The organism is Novosphingobium sp. TCA1, from assembly GCF_009811895.1.
Classification (GTDB): Bacteria; Pseudomonadota; Alphaproteobacteria; order Sphingomonadales; family Sphingomonadaceae; genus Novosphingobium; species Novosphingobium panipatense_A.
This window is the reverse complement of the sequence record NZ_BLJH01000005.1, coordinates 75,984-92,633: the sequence shown is the minus strand read 5'-3', so window position 1 is coordinate 92,633 and position 16,650 is coordinate 75,984. Positions and strand designations below refer to the sequence as shown.

Here is a 16,650-nt window from a genome sequence, read left to right as displayed (position 1 = left end):
CCCTCTCCCCCACCCGACCTCCCATCAGGATACACTCGTGGGAGGTCGGGTGGGGGCGTGGGCCGGTGCCGGTGCCGCAAAATTCGCCTACAGCGAATTTTCGAACAGACTCTGAAGGCGATCACCGAAACCCGAGGCTGCGTGAAATCTCGGCGGCTTCGCGGGTGACCAGCGCCGCGAGTTGCTCCAGTCGGTCCTGCGCGCGGGCGCTCGGCGCGGCGACCACGAGCGCGCCCAGCACCAGACCGGCCGCGTCGCGGATCGCGGCGGCCGTGCCTGTAACCCCTTCGGCGGCCTGATCGACGGTTTGTGCGATGCCCCGTTCGCGCGCCTCGGCGATGGCAGCGGCAAGGGGCTGGCGCTCCACCAGCGTGGCGGGGGTGAACGCCTGCCCCTTCAGGCGGCGCAAGTACGCGTCCGAGGCATCCAGCGCACCGGCTGCCAGCAGCGCGCGGCCCCCCGCCGTGGCGTAGAGCGGACGCCGATCGCCCACGCTGACGGAATAGCGCACGACATTGCGGCTCTCCACCATGTCCACATAGGTCAGTTGGTCGCCCTCGGCGTCGGCTACCGCGAAGAGCACGGTTTCTCCCGTGGCGATGCAGAGGCGGCGCATGCCGTCACGGATCAGGTCCGAACTTTGCAGGCGGCGCCGTGCCTCGGTGAGCGCACTGCCAAGCCCGAAGGCGCCGGGGCCGAGGCGCCACAGGCCGTCCGCGCCGATCACGAAGTCTTCCTCGGCCAGCCCGCGCAGGAGCGCGGCAAGGCTGCTCTTGGGCGTGGCGAGGCGGCGGCTGAGATCGGCCAGCGACTGGGCCTCGCTACTGGAGCAGAGCGCTTCCAGCAGCCGGATCACGCGCGTCACCGACTGGGGCGAGGCCGCGCGCGATGCGCTTTCCCGCCCTGAGTCCCTACCGTCGCCGCCCATACCGTCCCCGCCCAAGCCTTCCTCCAGTTCCATGTTCGCGGATCACCTCTTCCGCGAAGATCCAGGCATAAGCAAGGTTTGACCGGGGAGGGGCGGGTCCGGCCGGAAGGACCGTCGGCGCCGATGCCCGCAAGGCCGCCGCAGCGCCTTTCGCCCGCTGAGGCCGAACCTCAGCCGAGCAGCCCGGCCGTCTGGGCCAGCAGCCAGAGGCCGATCACCAGGAACAGCAGCGCGGCGATCGTGCGCACGGCGGCGAGCGGCACGCGCTTGATGATCGCGTTACCCAGGAACACGGCGGGCACGTTGGCGAGCATCATGCCGATGGTCGTACCGGCCATGACCGGCAGCACGCTCTGGAAACGGGCACCCAGCGCGATCGTGGCGATCTGGGTCTTGTCGCCCATCTCGACCAGGAAGAAGGCGAGCGCAGTGGCGACGAAGGGGCCGAAACGGCTGGGCTTGGGCTCGTCGTCCTCGTCGAACTTGTCGGGGATCAGCGTCCAGGCCGCCATGGCGATGAAGCTGGCGGCGACGAGGTAGCGGAACCACTGCCCGTCGAGGAAGGCCGATGCCTGCTCGCCCACCAGCGCTGCAAGGAAGTGGTTGGCGAGCGTCGCCACGAAGATCCCCGCGACGATCGGCCAGGGCCGCTTGAAGCGGGTAGCCAGGACGATGGCGAGGAGCTGGGTCTTGTCGCCGATCTCGGCAAGGGCGACCACGGCAGTCGACGTGAGCAGGGCTTCCACTGAATTCTCCGGGGCCGGGCGACAGACAAGACAATAGCGCGGCAGAACCCGCCCGGCCGGACGGAGCTGCAACGCCATTGGTCTCGCCCGGACGGTATTTTCCGTCCTCCTGTGCGCCATGGTCTCTCGACCAAGTGTGTTGACGACAGGTCCTGCTGGTTCCCGCGAGAAGCGGGAGGGGCGCAGGCGGCTACTCCCCAGATGACGCGCTGCCCTTAGCGGGAACGAGGCGTCCGGCAAAGCAAAAAAAAGGGCCGGTCGCGATGCGACCGGGCCAGTTGGCAAAGAAAAAAGGGCCGGTCGCAATGCGACCGGCCCGTCAGTTGCCGTCGGGAGGGCAGGAGCCTCCCTGGTGAGATGGTTAGAAGTTCCTGCGGTACCGGCCCGCGCCCCCACCCGACGATAGTACCCTATGGGTGGTCGGGTGGGGGTGTGGGCCGGTGCCGCTTCCGCGATAGCGGAAAAGACTTAGAACTTGGCCGTCGCCGAAAGCGTGAACACGCGGCCAAGGTCGTAAGTGTTGAACTCGATGCGGCCGTCTTCCAGGTCCTGGTACTCTTCGTGCTTCCGCCCGGTGAGGTTGCGGCCTTCGAGCTTCAGTTCGATCTGCTTGTCGCCGCCCAGTTCGATGCCCTGGCGAATCACGAGGTCGAGCGTGAAGCCCGGGTTCTCGATGATGTCGGGCTGGCGGGTGACGCCGATGAAGCCGCGGCTGACCGTGCGCTTGCTGGCGTAGTTCAGCAGCAGCGTCTGCTGCGAGAGGTGCTCGGTGTCCTCGAAGCCGATCTGCACGTTGGCGAGATGCTTCGACTGGCCGGTCAGCGGCGCGCCGTCCTGGAAGTAGTCGCTGGCGCGCTGCGTGGTGCTGGCGCCGTAGATCAGGACGGTGTCGTCATCCTTCACCTTCAGCTTGGATTCGGTGAAGGTGTAGTTGGCCGAGAGCATCAGGCGGCGCGTGTCGAAGAACGAGCCCATGCTGTCGAGCGGAACGTACTTCACGGCCTCGATCTCGGCGCCGTAGAGATCGGCGGCAGGCGCGTTGGCGTAAGAGGTGATGAAGGCCTCGGTGCCGGTCAGATACGATTCGATCGGGTTCTTCAGGTGCTTGTAGAAGGCGCCGACCGAGAAGCGCTGCTCCGGTGCGAAGTAGTATTCGAAGCGGGCTTCGGCGTTGTAGAGCTGGCTGTCCTGAAGCAGCGGGTTACCCTGGTAGGTACGGTTGCTGTCGGGATCGTAGAACGCCTGGTACACCAGTTCGCGGAACTGCGGACGGGCGATGGTCTTCGAACCGTTGACGCGAACCTGCATGCCCGGCTGGATCTCGTAAGTGAGCGTGAGCGCGGGCAGGAAGTATTCGTTCTTCAGGTTGGTGGCCGTCTGGGCGGGCGCGCCGACCGGCAGCAGGGTCGACGATTCCTTGGCATATTCCCAGCGGGCGCCGAGGTCGAAAGTCAGGCCGGGCGTCAGCTCGCCGTCCACCTTGCCGTAGAAGGCATGGTTGAGCAGGCGCGATTCGAACTTGCCGACGTTGTAGGTAAGGTCGCGCAGTTCCAGATTGTAGTTCGGACCGGCTTCGCTGACATACCACATGTCCGGCTGGAGCAGCAGGTCGAGGCGCAGCAGGCCCAGGCCCTGGATCAGCGCGGAATCGCCCGAGGCGAAGACGCCGAACTGGCGGTTTTCGTTGCTGCGGCTGTTGAGCTGGTAGGCATAGCCCACCGTGCCCGTCCAGCCCGGCGCGAAGCGGTGCGAGACGTCGGCGCTGGCCGACCACACGTCTTCGTCGAGCTTGGAGAAGCTGATCGTCGTCGGGTCGACCGAGCCGGTGCCCAGCGTGTTGACGAAGTTGCTGCCGTAGACGCCCGGCGTGTTGGTGCGGACGTATTCGGCGTCGATCTCGAAGGGCGCGTCGCGCTTGGAATTCGCATAGCCCGCGCGCAGGTCGATCTCGGTATCGTCGGCCGGCTTCAGCTCGGCGGCGAGCTGCGTATTGAACAGCTGGCGTTCGTACCAGGCAGTCTTCTGCTGCATGAAGTCGACGCCGGTGGCGCCGTTCTTCTGGCCGACCTTGAGGCTGGTGAACTTGTCGGTGTCGTGGATGTAGGTGTTGGTCCAGCGTACCTTGTTCGAACCCCACTCGATGCCGAGGCCGAGCAGGCCGTTGGCGACGACGCGGTTGCTGGTCTGCACCGCGTGGAAGTCTTCATAGAGCTGGTCGGTCTGCGCGCTCGAACCCTGGGTGAGCTGCTGGATCGCGTCGCGGGTGCGGGTGGTGTTCGAGTATCCGGCCGAAGCGATCACGCCCAGCGTGGCCCCGCCGAGGTCGAACGAGGTGCCGCCGTTGATCTGGCCCGAGAAGTTCGGCTGCGTCTTGTTGATCCTCTGGACGACCGAATTGCGGCCGGTGAACAGCACCGAGCCGATTTCCTTGGCCTGGTCGCTGGTCGAGACCAGCGGGGTGTCGCCGGCCAGGTAGGACTTCAGCGGCGCGGGGATGTCGCGGTTGCCGTTGTCGTAGCCGGTCCAGTCGGTCTTGCTGCCGTAATAGCTGTAGGAGAGCTTGTTGGTGCTCTCGGTGTCCCAGCCGATGCCGCCGCCGATTTCGAGGTAGCTCTCGGTCGGGATGGCCTTGGTGGTGAGATTGATCACGCCGCCGCCGAACTCGCCGGGGAAGTTGGCGGAGTAGCTCTTCTGCACCAGCGAGGATGCGACGATGCTGGTGGGGAACAGGTCCAGCGGAACGACGCGCTTGAGCGGTTCCGGGCTGGGCAGGGGCGAGCCGTTGAGCAGGGCCAGCGAGTAGCGGTCGCCAAGGCCGCGCACGTAGACGTAGCCGTTGCCGACTACCGACAGGCCGGTGACGCGGCTGAGGGCGCCGGCGATATCGCCTTCACCCGTGCGCTCGATTTCCTCGTTCGACAGGACCGAGACGACCTGGGGCGAAGTGCGCACGATGTTGCGGTTGCGATTGCCGGTAACGATGATCGCGCCGCCGGGGATCGAAACGTCGGGAGCGGCGGCTTCCGTGTCGCCAGCTTCGGTTGCGGACTGATCGTCGGGTGCGGGGGCGCTCTCGCCCGAAGTGGCAGTGCTGTCCTGCGCCCACGCCGCTGCCGGCGAGAGGAGCGAGGTGGAAAGCAGCAGCAGAGGAAGAAGCCGCGGCTTGGTCATGGTGAGTCCCCCTGGAACACGGAAAGGTCGTTCTTGCGTGGGTGAGGCGCCGGATCGGCGTCTCTGTTGTGACAAGAGGGGACGGCGCCATGGCCGCCCCCTCGTTGTCACGGGTGGCCGGATCAGGCTGTCGGCAGCGAGGTGCAGGCTGCGTTCGAACCGAAGTTGCCGGTCGCGTTGTCGCAGGTCCAGCCGCGATACCAGACGTCGCTCGCACCCGACACGGCGCCGATGTAGGCGACGTTGTCGAAGAAGCTCGAGAGCGCGGTGATGTTGGCGTAACCGGCGACGCCGCTTTCGTTCGCGCCGTTGACGAAGGTGCTCGTCAGCGTCGAGGTGAAGGCGGAGTTGTTGCCGTTGGCGGTGCCGAACTGGCTCTGGGTGGCGGCGGCATTGTAGCTGCCCGAACCCAGGAACGGCCCGGTGCCGCCGCAGGTCAGGACCGTCGCGAACGCCGCGAGGGTGGCCGGGGCCGAACCGTTGGTGCTGGTGCCGTGGAGACGGATGCACTCGTTGGCGGGCGAGGCGATCACGTTGTTCACCAGCGTCACGTCCGAGTTGCCGCGGATCAGGATCGAGGCAAGGTCGTTCGATTCGTTGTTGCTGCTGGTGGCAGGCTGAACCGCCGTGAAGTTGGCGATGTTGATCTTCGAACGCGGCGCGTTGTCTTCGTTGCCGTTCGAGTCGATCTCGTAGAAGGCATCGCCGTTGCCGCTGCGCTGCAGGATCAGGCCGTACTGGAAGTTGGCGATGACGCCCGTATCGAGGTCGAGGCTGTCATCGTCGGCGTTGACGGCGATGTAGTGCTTGAAGTTCACGGCGCCGCCGAAGAACTCCGAACCGTCGTCCGAGCTGTTGACCGACTGGAAGTAGTCGAAGGTGGTGCCGGTGCCGGTGCCGCCGCCGGTGAGTGACTGCAGTTCCTTGCCGACTGCGAGCGAGTAGCCCGAGTAGCGGATCTGCACGTACTTCATCGAGCCGGCGTTGTAGGTGTTGTCGGCGCCGCCGAAGCGAGCCGGGTTGGCCGAGCCTTCGGTGTCGCGTTCGCAGTTGCCGCCGGTGGTCGAACCGATGTTGCAGTCGGTCACGATGCCGCGGCCGAGCAGCACGACGCCGCCCCACTGGCCCTGGTCGGTGTCGGTGGCGGTGCCCACGACGTTGGCGCGGCTGGTGAAGATGATCGGCAGGGCGGCGGTGCCGACGGCACTGAGCTTGTTGCCGCGGTTGACGGCCATCCAGGCCGGCTCGGCGCCGTTTTCACCGTAGATGATGACGCCCGGATCGACCGTCAGGGTGACGTCGGTGTCGGCGGTCAGCGAGCGGTTGGCGCAGCTGACGGTCGAGGTGACGACAGGCGCGGCCGAAGTCGGCGCCTTGAAGCCGCCGTCGCAGCCCACGTCGACGCGGCCGTTCATGCGGTAGATCACGCCGGTGACCTTGGGCAGGCTGGAGCTCTTGTCCACCAGGGCGGGCAGGGTGCAGACGCGCCAGGTGCCCTGCGCGGTCGGCAGCACGCCGTCGTCCTTGAGGCCGCCAGTGGCGGTGAAGGTCGGGCAGCTTGCCGCTGCGACGACCGTGCCGGGCGTCGGCGTCGGCGCGGGCGTGGGAGCAGGCGTCGGGGTGGGGATGGTGATGCCGCCGGCACCCGGCGATGCGATATCGTCGGCGCCGCAACCGGCAAGAGCGAGAGCACTGCAACCGATCAGCAGCGCGCCATGAATGGTCTTCACGTGAATTCCCCCGTTTTTCAGGTCGAGCCGAGGCGGCGAGTCCGCCTACGCTGAGCGCGGGGTCTAGGGTGACGCGGTGACAGTTTGTTGGCGTTACCATGACAGTAATCTACGGTTATGCGACGGTGATATGACAAGAGCGCCGTTCTACTCCGAAAGGGGTAGGGGCGACTCGCTCAAACAGGGTCGTTCACAGCCTCATTGCAGTTTTATGACACCTACGTCATTTTCTTGTCGGGCCCGGTTTTTTGGCGGATGTTGCATTTCATCAACAGATCGAACCCGGGAGAACCGCCATGTCCCTTACTGTCCTTGCCGCCACTCTCCTGCTCAGCCAGTCCGCCGTCACTGCGGCCCCCGCGACTCCGCTGAACGACAGGATCGACGTGGCCTATACCGAGCTTTCCACCGGCAATGCCGAAGCCGCCGTCCGCAAGCTGGAAAGCGGCAATGCGGCAAAGTCCGAGGATCCCGCCACTCTGATCAACCTGGGCGCGGCCTATGCGGCCAATGGGCAGACCGAAAAGGCACTGGCGACCTACCGCGCTGCCGTGGCCAGTTCCGACCGCTACGACCTCCAGCTGGCCGACGGATCCTGGGTCGATTCGCGCGCCGCTGCTCGTCTTGCGCTGAACAACCTGCTGCGCACGACGGCCCGCGCATCGCGCTGAACCGGTCTTTTCCTGCCAAGTACCTGTAATGCGGGGAGGGATGATCTCCTCCCCGCGAAATCATCCGACGCTGGCCTTTCGGGACGCACCTGAATTATAAGATGCCTACACAATAAGGGTGTGTTGAGGGTTGCGGCGCCCCGTTTTGATGACCTGATTTCGTGTGGCGACTGCAATAGGGCGGCGAAGTTCGCCGTCTCATCGTCACACTTCTGTCATCCAGATGGAGCACTGCGCCCTCATACGGAGGGCATGGTGATTCGTTACGCTCAGCTTCAGACCCGTAAGGCACGGGTATATTTCTCCAATTTCGCGGCATTGGTTGTCGCCACGCTCGGCTGCGTGCCGGCGGCGGCGCAGGCCCAGCAGGTGACGCGCGCCGATCCGGCCGGCTCCGGCCCGATCGTGAACGCGCTCGGCTGGCTCCAGGGCACGCTGCTCGGCAATGTCGCCACGGCGGTTGCGGTGATGGCGGTGGCCGCAGTGGGCTTCATGATGCTGACCGGCCGCATGAACTGGCGCTTTGGCGCCACCGTGATCATCGGCTGCTTCGTGCTGTTCGGTGCGGGCGCGATCGTGTCCGGCATCCAGTCGGCGGCGGGCTGAGCCATGAGCCTCGCGCGCTTCCCCGTTCACCGCGCGCTGACACGGCCGCAGATGTTCGCGGGCGTGACGTACAGCTTCTTCATCATCAATGCGGCGGTGACGACGGAAATCTTCCTCATCACCAAGAGCTTCTGGGCGCTGCCAGCAGCGCTCGCGATCCACGGCGCCGGATACCTCGCATGTCTTCGCGAACCCCGGGTGTTCGACCTGTGGATCGCCAAGGTCAGCAAGTGCCCGCGCGTGCCCAACTGGCAGCGCTGGGGTTGCAACAGCTACGCGCCCTGAAACGGGGGACGCGGGGGAAACGACGATGTCCAAGAGCAGGAAAACGGCCTTCAAGGGCGTGCTGAGCGGTTGGGGCGCGAAGGAAACGCTGGTCGGAGACCGGCTGCCTTACCAGGCACTGGTGGACGAGAACGTCGTGCTGCTGCGCGACGGCTCGGTCATGCTGTCGCTGATGGTGCCGGGCCTTGCGTTCGAAACCGCCGACAGCGAGGAACTCAACGCCCACGTCGCCACGCGCGAAGTGCTGCTGCGCTCCTCGCTCGATGCCCGCTTCGTGCTGTACCACCATGTCATCCGCCGCCGCGTGCAGATCGCCATGGAAGGACGGTTCGAGGATCCGCTCGCGGCCCATATCGATGCCCGCTGGCGCGCACGCACCGGTTCGGGCGCGCTCTTCGTCAACGACCAGTTCATCACCCTGGTGCGCCGTCCCGCGCGCGGCAAGGCGGGCTGGCCGGACAAGCTCTCGCGCATGCTGCGCAACAAGGGCCAGGCCCCGGCCGAAGCCGACGCCGGCGATGTCCGCTCGCTGCGCGCCGCCGCCTCGGCCATGGTCGCCTCGCTCGGCGCCTATGGCGCGCGCCTGCTCGGCGACTACGAAGGGCAGGCGGGGCAGTGCTCGGAAGTGCTGGAACTGCTCTCGGCGCTCTACAACGGCGAAATGCGCCCCGTGCGCAGGCCGGTTGAGGGCACCGACATCGGCCACATGCTGCCCTATCGTCGCATCAACTTCGGCATGGACGCGCTCGAACTGCGCGGCGCCGCCGGACCCTCGTTCGGTTCGGTGGTCAGCCTCAAGGACTATCCCGACAGCACCGCGCCGGGCCTGACCGACGCCCTGCTGCGCCTGCCCTGCGAACTCGTGCTCACCGAAAGCTATGCGCCCGCCGATCGTCAGATCGCCCGCGAGCGCATCGACCTCGCCATCCGCCGCCTGCGCTCGGCCGACGAGGAAGCCATGGCCGAACGCCGCGAAATGTCTGCCGCGCGCGATTCGCTCGGCACCGGCGCGGTCGGCTTCGGGGACCATCATCTCTCGGTGCTGGTACGTGCCGACACGCTCGACGCGCTCGACGAAGTGACGGCGATGTGCGCCGCCTCGCTGGCCGATGCCGGTGCGGTGGCCGTGCGCGAGGACGTCAACATGGAGCCCGCATTCTGGGGCCAGCTCCCCGGAAACGAGGCCTTCATCGTGCGCCGCGCGCTGATTTCCAGCGCCAACATGGCCTGTTTCGGCTCGCTCCACGGCTTCGCGATGGGACAGGCGAGCGGCAATCACTGGGGCGATGCAGTCACGCTGCTCTCCACCACAAGCTCGACGCCGTTCTTCTTCAACTTCCACCAGGGCGACCTCGGTAACTTCACCGTCATCGGACCGTCGGGTTCCGGCAAGACGGTGGTCATGAACTTCCTGGCCGCACAGGCGCAGAAGTTCGCGCCGCGCACTGTTCTGTTCGACAAGGATCGCGGCGCCGAGGTGTTCCTGCGCGGCATCGGCGGCACTTACAGCCGCGTCGCCGCCGGGCATCCCACCGGCTTCAACCCGCTCTCGCTGCCGGACACCGCCGCCAACCGCGCCTTCCTGCGCGACTGGCTGGGCGTGCTGCTGGAAGCGAAGGGACCGGAAGAGCTTGCGACGATCGCCGGTGCGGTCGACGCGGCCTATCACAACGATCCCTCGCTGCGCCGCCTTTCGCACTTCCGCGAACTGCTGGCAGGCGCGCGTCGCCCCGAACCGGGCGACCTCGCATCGCGCCTCGACGCCTGGATTCAGGGTGGCGAGCATGGCTGGCTGTTCGACAACCAGTACGACCGGCTCGACCTCTCGGCCCGCGTGCTCGGCTTCGACATGACCGCGCTGCTGGAAAGCCCGCGTCTGCGCACGCCGGTCATGATGTACCTGTTCCACCGCATCGACGAGCGGCTGGATGGCGAACCGACGATGATCCTCATCGACGAGGGCTGGAAAGCGCTGGACGACGAAGTCTTCGCCGCGCGCATCCGCGACTGGCTCAAGACCTTGCGCAAGCGCAACGCGCTGGTGGGCTTTGCCACCCAGTCCGCGCGCGATGCACTGGACAGCAAGATCGCCACCGCCTTGGTCGAACAGACCGCGACGATGGTCTTCATGCCCAATGCCCGCGCCCGCTACGAGGATTACTGCGAGGGCTTCGGCCTCTCGCAGCACGAGCTTGACGTCATCAAGACCCTGCCGGCGCAGTCGCGCTGCTTCCTGGTGCGCCAGCCCGATGCCTCGGCCGTCGTAAGGCTCGACCTTTCGGGCATGCCCGAAGTGCTGACCGTCCTGTCCGGCCGCGAAAGCACTGTGCGCAAGCTCGACCAGCTGCGCGAGCGCTACGGTGACGATCCCTCGGCCTGGTATCCGGTGCTCACCGGCTTCCAGTGGCCGGGAGAAGGTGACGAAGACGCCGCCTGGATCGAGGCGGCGGAGTAGGCGCCATGAGCAGCGCCTGCGAACAGCTTACCGAAGTCGCCAGCGCCGGGGTCTCTCCGGCGCTGCGCGCGGTCGATTGCGTGGCCAACGAGATGGCATCCGCCGCCTTCGGCCGCCTGTTCGGCGCCGAGGGGGCCATGGCCCCGGTGCTGACCATCCTGCTCACGCTCTACATCGCCTTCTTCGCGATCTCGCTGCTGACCGGACGCTCCAGCCTCGGCATTTCGGCACTGACCCCGCGCATGCTGACGCTCGGACTGGTGCTCACTTTCGCAACGAGCTGGATCGCCTATCAGGGCGTGGTCTGGAACCTTGCGGTGGGCGGGCCGGACTGGATCGCCTCACAGCTGATGGGCGCCAAGGGATCGGCGACGCAGATCTTTGGCGACCGCATCGACGTGGTCTTCAACGCCATTGCCGAAGCCTCGCAGAATGCAGGGCAGGGCGGCGGCGAGGCCGCGCAGGCCGCTACCGAGGGTGCCGCCCCCGCCAAGGCCGCGGCGGCTGGCGGCGGCGCGGCGGGGCTGTTCTCGCCCGACAGCGTGATGTGGATGGGCGCGCTGATGCTGCTGCTCGGCACCGTGGGCGTGCTCCTCACGGCCCGCATCGCCTTGGCCATCCTGCTCGCGCTCGGCCCGATCTTCGTGGTCATGGCACTGTTCGGCGGCACGCGCGGGCTGACCGCGGGCTGGCTGCGCGGCGTCGTCCTGACCGCGACAACACCGCTTTTCGTCGTGCTCGGCGGTGGCATCACGCTCGAACTGCTGGTGCCGATCGTCTCGGCGCTGGTGCAGGGCGCGCAACTGGGCGAGATCGACGGGCGCGCTGCCATGGCGCTGTTCGTGGTCGCGGCGGTCCACCTCGCGCTGATGGGCATGGTGCTCAAGGTCGCGGGCACGCTGGTATCCGGCTGGCAGGTCTTCGGCCTGGCGCGCAGCGAGACTTCGCGCGGCGGGCGTGACAGCGCGGCGCCTCCGGCTCCGGCGGTCTCGGTGGGCGGTCAGGTCCAGCCTTTCGTACCGGCGGGAACGGCCTCGCGCACGCCTGCCGTATCGGCCGCCAGCGCCGCCGCCATGGCCGCCGCACCGGCCATGGAGCAGGGCGCGGCGCCGCAACAGGGCGACCGGCGCACCGTGATCACCCAGGTTTCGGGCGGCGGGATCGAGCCGCTGGGCGCCAGCCAGGCCTCGCGCACACGCGGGATCGGCAGCCGTTTCCGCGCTTCCAACGACGTGAATTCCAACAGTACCGGCCGCGGGGCGGCCAAGGAGACGTTCAAATGATCCGCCACCAGGCCCAGGTTCAGGCCCAGGTCCTGTCCGGGGCCCGCGCCCTGGCCGCGACCGCCGCGCTGGCCGTGATGGCGCCTCTCGCCGTGACCGCCGCACAGGCGGACGACCGCTTGGTCCAGCACGCCTATTCCGAGAACGAGGTGGTGCGGATCGACGGGCGGACCGGCGTTCAGGCCACGATCGCCTTCGGCAAGAACGAGGCGATCGAGAACGTGGCCGTGGGCGATTCGCAGACCTGGCAGATCACGCCGAACAAGCGGGCCGACCTGCTGTTCGTCAAGCCGCTGGAAGCCGGCGCGCGCACCAACATGACGGTGGTGACCAACCACCATACCTATTTCTTCGACCTCGTCGCCTCGCCCAAGTCGCGCCCGCTCTACATGCTGCGCTTCACCTACAAGGACGAGCCTGCCGAACCCCTGCCGGGCACGCCCGGCGGGCCGCAAGTGGCGGGACTGGACCCGGACGAACAGGCGCTGGCCGCCGGTGATCCCGCTGCGCTGCCAACCGATCCGGCGGCGCTCAATTTCGAATGGAAGCGCGTGGGCACGGCAAAGCTGCTGCCCAGCCGCATCTATGACGACGGCACCTCCACTTATCTGCTGTGGCCCGAAAAGACCTCGGTTCCCGCGATCCTCGTCACCAACGAGAAGGGTGACGAAGGCCCGGTGAACTATGCGGTGCGCGGCGCGATGATCGTGATCGACGACGTGCCGGACAACATCATCCTGCGTTCGGGCAAGTCCAGCGCCGAACTGGTCAATGCGCGTCCGGTGGCCTCGCGCCCCCCGATTGCTGCGCCGGTTGCTCCGGCCGTCGCGCCTGCCGCGGCTTCCGGGAAGATCACGCCGAATCCCGCGACTACCGCCGTCGCCACGGCCGCTCCGGCCAATGGCCCGAATCCTCAGGGGAACTGATCCATGGCGCCCAATTCCAACTTGCGCGAGACGTTCGACAAGGCGGCTGCCGCCGATCCGCGTGACGGCGAGGGCGCACAGGTCATCGACCTTGCAACCCGCAACGTCATGCCGCAGGTCAGCCAGCGCAAGAAGGCCGACGGCCTGGGCCTTGCCGCAGGCGTTTTGATCGTCGCCGCGCTGGGCGGTTTGACCCTGTGGTCGATGGACTCGGTGCGCAACGGCCCCGCCGCGCAGCCGCAGGCCGCCGCGCCGCAGCCAGCCGTGCCCGCGCCCGCCGTCCCCGCTCCGGTGGCGGCCGTGCCGCAGCCCCAGCAGACGCCCGCGCCGCTACCCGCGCCTGCCCCTGCGCCAGTGCTCGCCGCCGCGCCGGGCGCCGCGCCCGCGCCGGAGGCCAATCCTTTCGCCAACCCCACCGTCGTCTTCGACGCGGGCGGCAATGCCGTCACGATCCCGGCAGTGGGTCCGGCGGGCGAAGCCAAGGGCGGCAATGCCAACGACGATTTCGCCGCCCGCATCGGCGGCACCGGCAGCACCGCCGCCGCCGCGCGCACGTTCGACCCCGCCACCACGGTGACGCAGGGCACACTGATTCCCGCCGTGCTGGAAACCGCGATCGACACCGACGTGCCGGGCTATGTCCGCGCCATCGTCTCGGCCGACGTGCGCAGCTTCGACGGCAAGCGTACGCTCGTCCCGCGCTCTTCGCGCCTGATTGGCCAGTACAAGAGCGGCCTCACTGCCGGACAGAAGCGCGCCTATGTGATCTGGAGCCGGTTGATCCGCCCGGACGGCGTTTCGGTGAACCTCGGCTCGCCCGCGATCGCCTTCGGCGGCGAAACCGGCCTGCCCGGCAAGGTCAACAGCCACTTCTTCGAACGCTTCGGCTCGGCCATGCTGCTTTCGGTGGTCGGCGGGCTTTCGACGCTGGCCACCAGCGGCTCCAGCGTGGTGATCGGCGGCGGCCAGTCGGCGGCAGCGGCGGCAGTCCAGCAGAGCGGCAGCGTCGGCCCGACGATCCGCGTGCGACAGGGCGAGCCGATCCGGGTGTTCACCGCCAAGGATCTCGATTTCAGCCAGGTCCAGTGACGCACGATGGCCGATATCCTCACTCTGCAAGGCGCCGCGCCGGTGGCTGAGGCGCCGCCCACCTTGGCGGCGGCGCGCTCCGTCTATCTCGACGCCTATCTCGCGCCCTTGCGGCCTTGGCTGGACCGGGAGAGCGTCACCGAAATCCTGGTCAACCGCCCCGGCGAGATCTGGGTGGAGGATGCCGCCCATCCCGGCATGCAGCACATCATGCTGCCGGAAATGGACAACCGTCTGCTCCAGCGCCTGGCCGAGCAGGTCGCGCGGATCAGCCATCAGGGCATCAACCGCGAACATCCGCTGCTTTCCGCCACGCTGCCCGGCTACGGCAGCCAGAGCGGCGCGCGTATCCAGCTGGTCGGGCCGCCCGCGACGCGTGCCAACTGGGCCATGGCGATCCGCCGCCACCGCCTGCTGGAACTGCCGTTGGACGCCTACGATCGCGGCCCCATCGCCGCACCGGAGGAAGCGCCGACGCCCGATCCCATGGCCGAGCCTATCGCCTTCCTGCGCGATGCCATCCGGCGCCGCCGCACGATCCTGATCTCCGGCGGCACCTCCACCGGCAAGACCACTTTCCTCAACGCCATGCTGTCCGAGATACCGGAGCATGAGCGCGTCGTCCTGGTCGAGGATACCGCCGAACTGCGCCTGCCGGGCGCCAACGGCGTGGGCCTGATCGCGGTGAAGGGCGAACTGGGCGAGGCCAAGGTTTCCGCCAACGACCTGCTCCAGGCCGCGCTGCGCCTGCGCCCCGACCGCATCGTGCTGGGCGAGCTGCGCGGCAGTGAGACCGTCTCGTTCCTGCGCGCGATTAATACCGGCCACCCCGGCTCGTTCTCCACCGTCCACGCGAACACCCCGCGCGGCGCGCTGGAACAGATCGCGCTGATGTCGATGCAGACCGGCATCGGCCTCACCCGCGCCGAGACGCTGGAATATGCGGCCTCGGTGATCGATATCGTCGTCCAGCTGGACCGTCAGGGCGGCAAGCGCGGCATCTCGGCCATTGCCGAAAGCGCGAGTCTGGTGGGGTAGTGGTGCTACTGCCCGTCGTCTCTATCGGCGGCACTATAGGCGCATCACCCCGTTCAAGAACAACCGTCATCCTGAACTTGTTTCAGGATCCATTTCTGACCATCGACGGCAGTTCGATCGGCAAGATAGATCCTGAAACAAGTTCAGGATGACGTCGGTTTACGGCGCGATTCTCGCGACAAACTCTGCCCTCGTGACAAGCGCAAAGCCGCGCCTGTCGTTCAGTCCACCAGAGCCAGTCCGCTCGAATCGCGGACTTCGCATTCCAGCCCAAGCCAGTCGGCCAGCGCCTTGTGGTCCTTGGCCACGCCGGGGCTGTAGAGCGGGCGCATCGAGGCATCGAGGGCCAGGACCAGCTTGCCGTCCTCGCTGCGGATCGAGGTACGGGCGAGGCCCGTCGCGGAGCAGCCGGTGAGGCGGCGGCACAGGCGCACCGCAAGACCCCAGCCGATCGCGCGGTCGAGATCCTCCTGCGAGGCGAGGCGGGTGAACTGCTCGGGCACTTCGGTCTGGCCGGAATTGGCGAAGACGGTCATGGCCATCATCCCGCGCCCGTGCATGTCGAGGCCGATCCAGCGCTTGCGTAGCGCCCAGGTCATGGCTTCCTCGGTGCGCAAGTTCGGTTCGGTGCGCATGGCGGCGAGGGCGAGCAGGCCGGAGGCCTGGCGGAGCTGGCGGTCCTGCGGTTCCTCGCGGCAGACCGGGGCCGTCCAGCGGGCCAGGGCCATGGCATCCTCGGCGGTGACGCGGGCCGAGGCGGAGAAGCCCGCGACGCTGGCCAGCATCGGGTCCTGCGCCTGGATCTCGGCGGGAAGCTGGGCATGGAGCAGGCCTTCGCGCAGGCCCCAGGACGAGAATACCAGCTTCGACGGCTTGAGCCGGGCGATCACTTCCACCATCAGCGCGGCGGCGTCCGGCAGGCTGGCGAGGCGGCTGGTAGAGATGCGCGGATCGACGTTGTTGAGCTTGCCCCTGGCGAAGATCCGGGCGAGCCGCATGGCCTCGGAGGCGGGCAGTTCGAAGCCGTGGGGATCGTCCACCGGGAAGTCGAGCGCGCGCATGGCCTGAAGCGCCAGGGCACGCCAGGAACCGCCGACGATGTAGAGCGGCTGGCCGCGCCCCCGGTCCCACCCGGCCCTGTCGAGGCCTTTCTTCACGGTCTCGGAGAACTTCGCCTCGCCCGCCGCGCGGAGATCCGGCAGCAGCAGGGTGCCCAGCGGCAGGGTAATGCCGCCCGTGCTGCGACCGTCCGCGATCTCGACGAGTTCGAGACTGCCGCCGCCGAGATCGGCCGCGACGCCTTGCGCGCCGGGGAAGGCGGCGATCACGCCGGTGGCGCTGGCGCGGGCCTCTTCCTCACCCGAAAGCAGGCGCGGCGAAAGGCCAAACTGGCGCACGGCGTCCAGGAACACCTTGCCGTTGGAGGCATCGCGCGCGGCGGCCGTGGCCACGCATTCCACGTCCCTGACGTCGAGCAGGCGCAGCAGCCCCGAGAAACGGGCCAGCGCCACCAGCGCGGTCTTCATCGACTTTTCGTTGATCGCCCCGGTCTTGCCCAGATCGCGGCCGAGCCGGGCATTGACCTTTTCGTTCAGGATAACGACCGGAGCGCGTGGCGGTCCGTTATAGACGACCAAGCGAACCGTATTCGAACCGATGTCGATGATTGCGCGCTTTTCGCTGCTTTGGCTAATGCCGATCATTCCGTTCAGACGAATCGCC

The 16,650-nt window shown here is 67.5% G+C and carries 13 protein-coding genes and 1 riboswitch; of the genes, 8 read left to right on the top strand and 5 right to left on the bottom strand.

The genetic code is table 11. From position 1 onward, the window contains the following. Nucleotides 1-121: 121 nt before the first annotated feature. The 4 genes from NTCA1_RS08255 to NTCA1_RS08240 all read right to left on the bottom strand — a co-directional run bounded on the left by NTCA1_RS08255 (nucleotide 122) and on the right by NTCA1_RS08240 (nucleotide 6,575). The gene (locus NTCA1_RS08255; RefSeq protein WP_236549179.1) at nucleotides 122-961 is read right to left on the bottom strand and encodes an IclR family transcriptional regulator; all 840 of its coding nucleotides are present in this window, start codon (nucleotides 959-961) and stop codon (nucleotides 122-124) included. Nucleotides 962-1,098: 137 nt separating this feature from the next. Continuing rightward, the gene (locus tag NTCA1_RS08250; protein ID WP_159829957.1) at nucleotides 1,099-1,674 is read right to left on the bottom strand and encodes a TMEM165/GDT1 family protein; all 576 of its coding nucleotides are present in this window, start codon (nucleotides 1,672-1,674) and stop codon (nucleotides 1,099-1,101) included. A gap of 58 nt (nucleotides 1,675-1,732) precedes the next feature. After that, a riboswitch (yybP-ykoY riboswitch) is annotated at nucleotides 1,733-1,886 on the bottom strand. Nucleotides 1,887-2,142: 256 nt separating this feature from the next. After that, nucleotides 2,143-4,845, bottom strand: a complete 2,703-nt coding sequence (locus NTCA1_RS08245; RefSeq protein ID WP_159829955.1) for a TonB-dependent receptor domain-containing protein — start codon at nucleotides 4,843-4,845, stop codon at nucleotides 2,143-2,145. 122 nt (nucleotides 4,846-4,967) lie between these two features. Beyond that, nucleotides 4,968-6,575 carry a hypothetical protein gene (locus tag NTCA1_RS08240; protein WP_159829953.1) on the bottom strand — a complete coding sequence of 536 codons (1,608 nt, stop codon included), beginning with the start codon at nucleotides 6,573-6,575 and terminating at the stop codon, nucleotides 4,968-4,970. A gap of 296 nt (nucleotides 6,576-6,871) precedes the next feature. On the opposite strand from NTCA1_RS08240, the gene NTCA1_RS08235 reads away from it, so the two are divergent. The 8 genes from NTCA1_RS08235 to virB11 all read left to right on the top strand — a co-directional run bounded on the left by NTCA1_RS08235 (nucleotide 6,872) and on the right by virB11 (nucleotide 14,928). Next, nucleotides 6,872-7,246: a hypothetical protein gene (locus tag NTCA1_RS08235; RefSeq protein WP_159829951.1), complete on the top strand. Its 375-nt coding sequence runs from the start codon at nucleotides 6,872-6,874 to the stop codon at nucleotides 7,244-7,246. A gap of 252 nt (nucleotides 7,247-7,498) precedes the next feature. After that, the gene (locus NTCA1_RS08230) at nucleotides 7,499-7,852 is read left to right on the top strand and encodes a TrbC/VirB2 family protein (RefSeq protein ID WP_159829949.1); all 354 of its coding nucleotides are present in this window, start codon (nucleotides 7,499-7,501) and stop codon (nucleotides 7,850-7,852) included. 3 nt (nucleotides 7,853-7,855) lie between these two features. Next, complete coding sequence (locus NTCA1_RS08225; RefSeq protein WP_086490123.1) at nucleotides 7,856-8,137, top strand: type IV secretion system protein VirB3; 282 nt, start codon at nucleotides 7,856-7,858, stop codon at nucleotides 8,135-8,137. 25 nt (nucleotides 8,138-8,162) lie between these two features. Further along, on the top strand, nucleotides 8,163-10,592 hold the full coding sequence (locus NTCA1_RS08220; RefSeq protein ID WP_159829947.1) for a VirB4 family type IV secretion/conjugal transfer ATPase: 2,430 nt from the start codon (nucleotides 8,163-8,165) through the stop codon (nucleotides 10,590-10,592). A gap of 5 nt (nucleotides 10,593-10,597) precedes the next feature. Then, the gene (locus NTCA1_RS08215; RefSeq protein WP_159829946.1) at nucleotides 10,598-11,875 is read left to right on the top strand and encodes a type IV secretion system protein; all 1,278 of its coding nucleotides are present in this window, start codon (nucleotides 10,598-10,600) and stop codon (nucleotides 11,873-11,875) included. Further along, nucleotides 11,872-12,801, top strand: coding sequence for a TrbG/VirB9 family P-type conjugative transfer protein (locus NTCA1_RS08210; RefSeq protein ID WP_159829945.1), 930 nt, complete (start codon nucleotides 11,872-11,874; stop codon nucleotides 12,799-12,801). The genes NTCA1_RS08215 and NTCA1_RS08210 overlap by 4 nt, the downstream gene beginning before the upstream one ends. A 3-nt stretch (nucleotides 12,802-12,804) precedes the next feature. Beyond that, the gene (locus NTCA1_RS08205) at nucleotides 12,805-13,890 is read left to right on the top strand and encodes a TrbI/VirB10 family protein (protein ID WP_159829944.1); all 1,086 of its coding nucleotides are present in this window, start codon (nucleotides 12,805-12,807) and stop codon (nucleotides 13,888-13,890) included. 6 nt (nucleotides 13,891-13,896) lie between these two features. Continuing rightward, nucleotides 13,897-14,928 (top strand): P-type DNA transfer ATPase VirB11, encoded by a 1,032-nt coding sequence (gene virB11 / locus NTCA1_RS08200; RefSeq protein ID WP_086490118.1) that lies wholly within the window; start codon nucleotides 13,897-13,899, stop codon nucleotides 14,926-14,928. Between the two features lie 221 nt (nucleotides 14,929-15,149). Here the strand turns inward: virB11 and NTCA1_RS08195 are convergent, their stop codons facing one another. After that, a complete protein-coding gene (locus NTCA1_RS08195; protein ID WP_159829943.1) occupies nucleotides 15,150-16,631 on the bottom strand; it encodes a Ppx/GppA family phosphatase in 1,482 nt (493 codons plus the stop codon). Between the last annotated feature and the right edge of the window lie 19 nt (nucleotides 16,632-16,650).

Coding starts and splice junctions, on each gene's coding strand:
- NTCA1_RS08230 (WP_159829949.1), top strand. CDS start 7,499: ATGGTGATTCGTTACGCTCAGCTTCAGACCCGTAAGGCACGGGTATAT.
- NTCA1_RS08220 (WP_159829947.1), top strand. CDS start 8,163: ATGTCCAAGAGCAGGAAAACGGCCTTCAAGGGCGTGCTGAGCGGTTGG.
- NTCA1_RS08195 (WP_159829943.1), bottom strand. CDS start 16,631: ATGATCGGCATTAGCCAAAGCAGCGAAAAGCGCGCAATCATCGACATC.
- NTCA1_RS08210 (WP_159829945.1), top strand. CDS start 11,872: ATGATCCGCCACCAGGCCCAGGTTCAGGCCCAGGTCCTGTCCGGGGCC.
- NTCA1_RS08235 (WP_159829951.1), top strand. CDS start 6,872: ATGTCCCTTACTGTCCTTGCCGCCACTCTCCTGCTCAGCCAGTCCGCC.
- virB11 (WP_086490118.1), top strand. CDS start 13,897: ATGGCCGATATCCTCACTCTGCAAGGCGCCGCGCCGGTGGCTGAGGCG.
- NTCA1_RS08225 (WP_086490123.1), top strand. CDS start 7,856: ATGAGCCTCGCGCGCTTCCCCGTTCACCGCGCGCTGACACGGCCGCAG.
- NTCA1_RS08245 (WP_159829955.1), bottom strand. CDS start 4,845: ATGACCAAGCCGCGGCTTCTTCCTCTGCTGCTGCTTTCCACCTCGCTC.
- NTCA1_RS08255 (WP_236549179.1), bottom strand. CDS start 961: ATGGAACTGGAGGAAGGCTTGGGCGGGGACGGTATGGGCGGCGACGGT.
- NTCA1_RS08215 (WP_159829946.1), top strand. CDS start 10,598: ATGAGCAGCGCCTGCGAACAGCTTACCGAAGTCGCCAGCGCCGGGGTC.
- NTCA1_RS08205 (WP_159829944.1), top strand. CDS start 12,805: ATGGCGCCCAATTCCAACTTGCGCGAGACGTTCGACAAGGCGGCTGCC.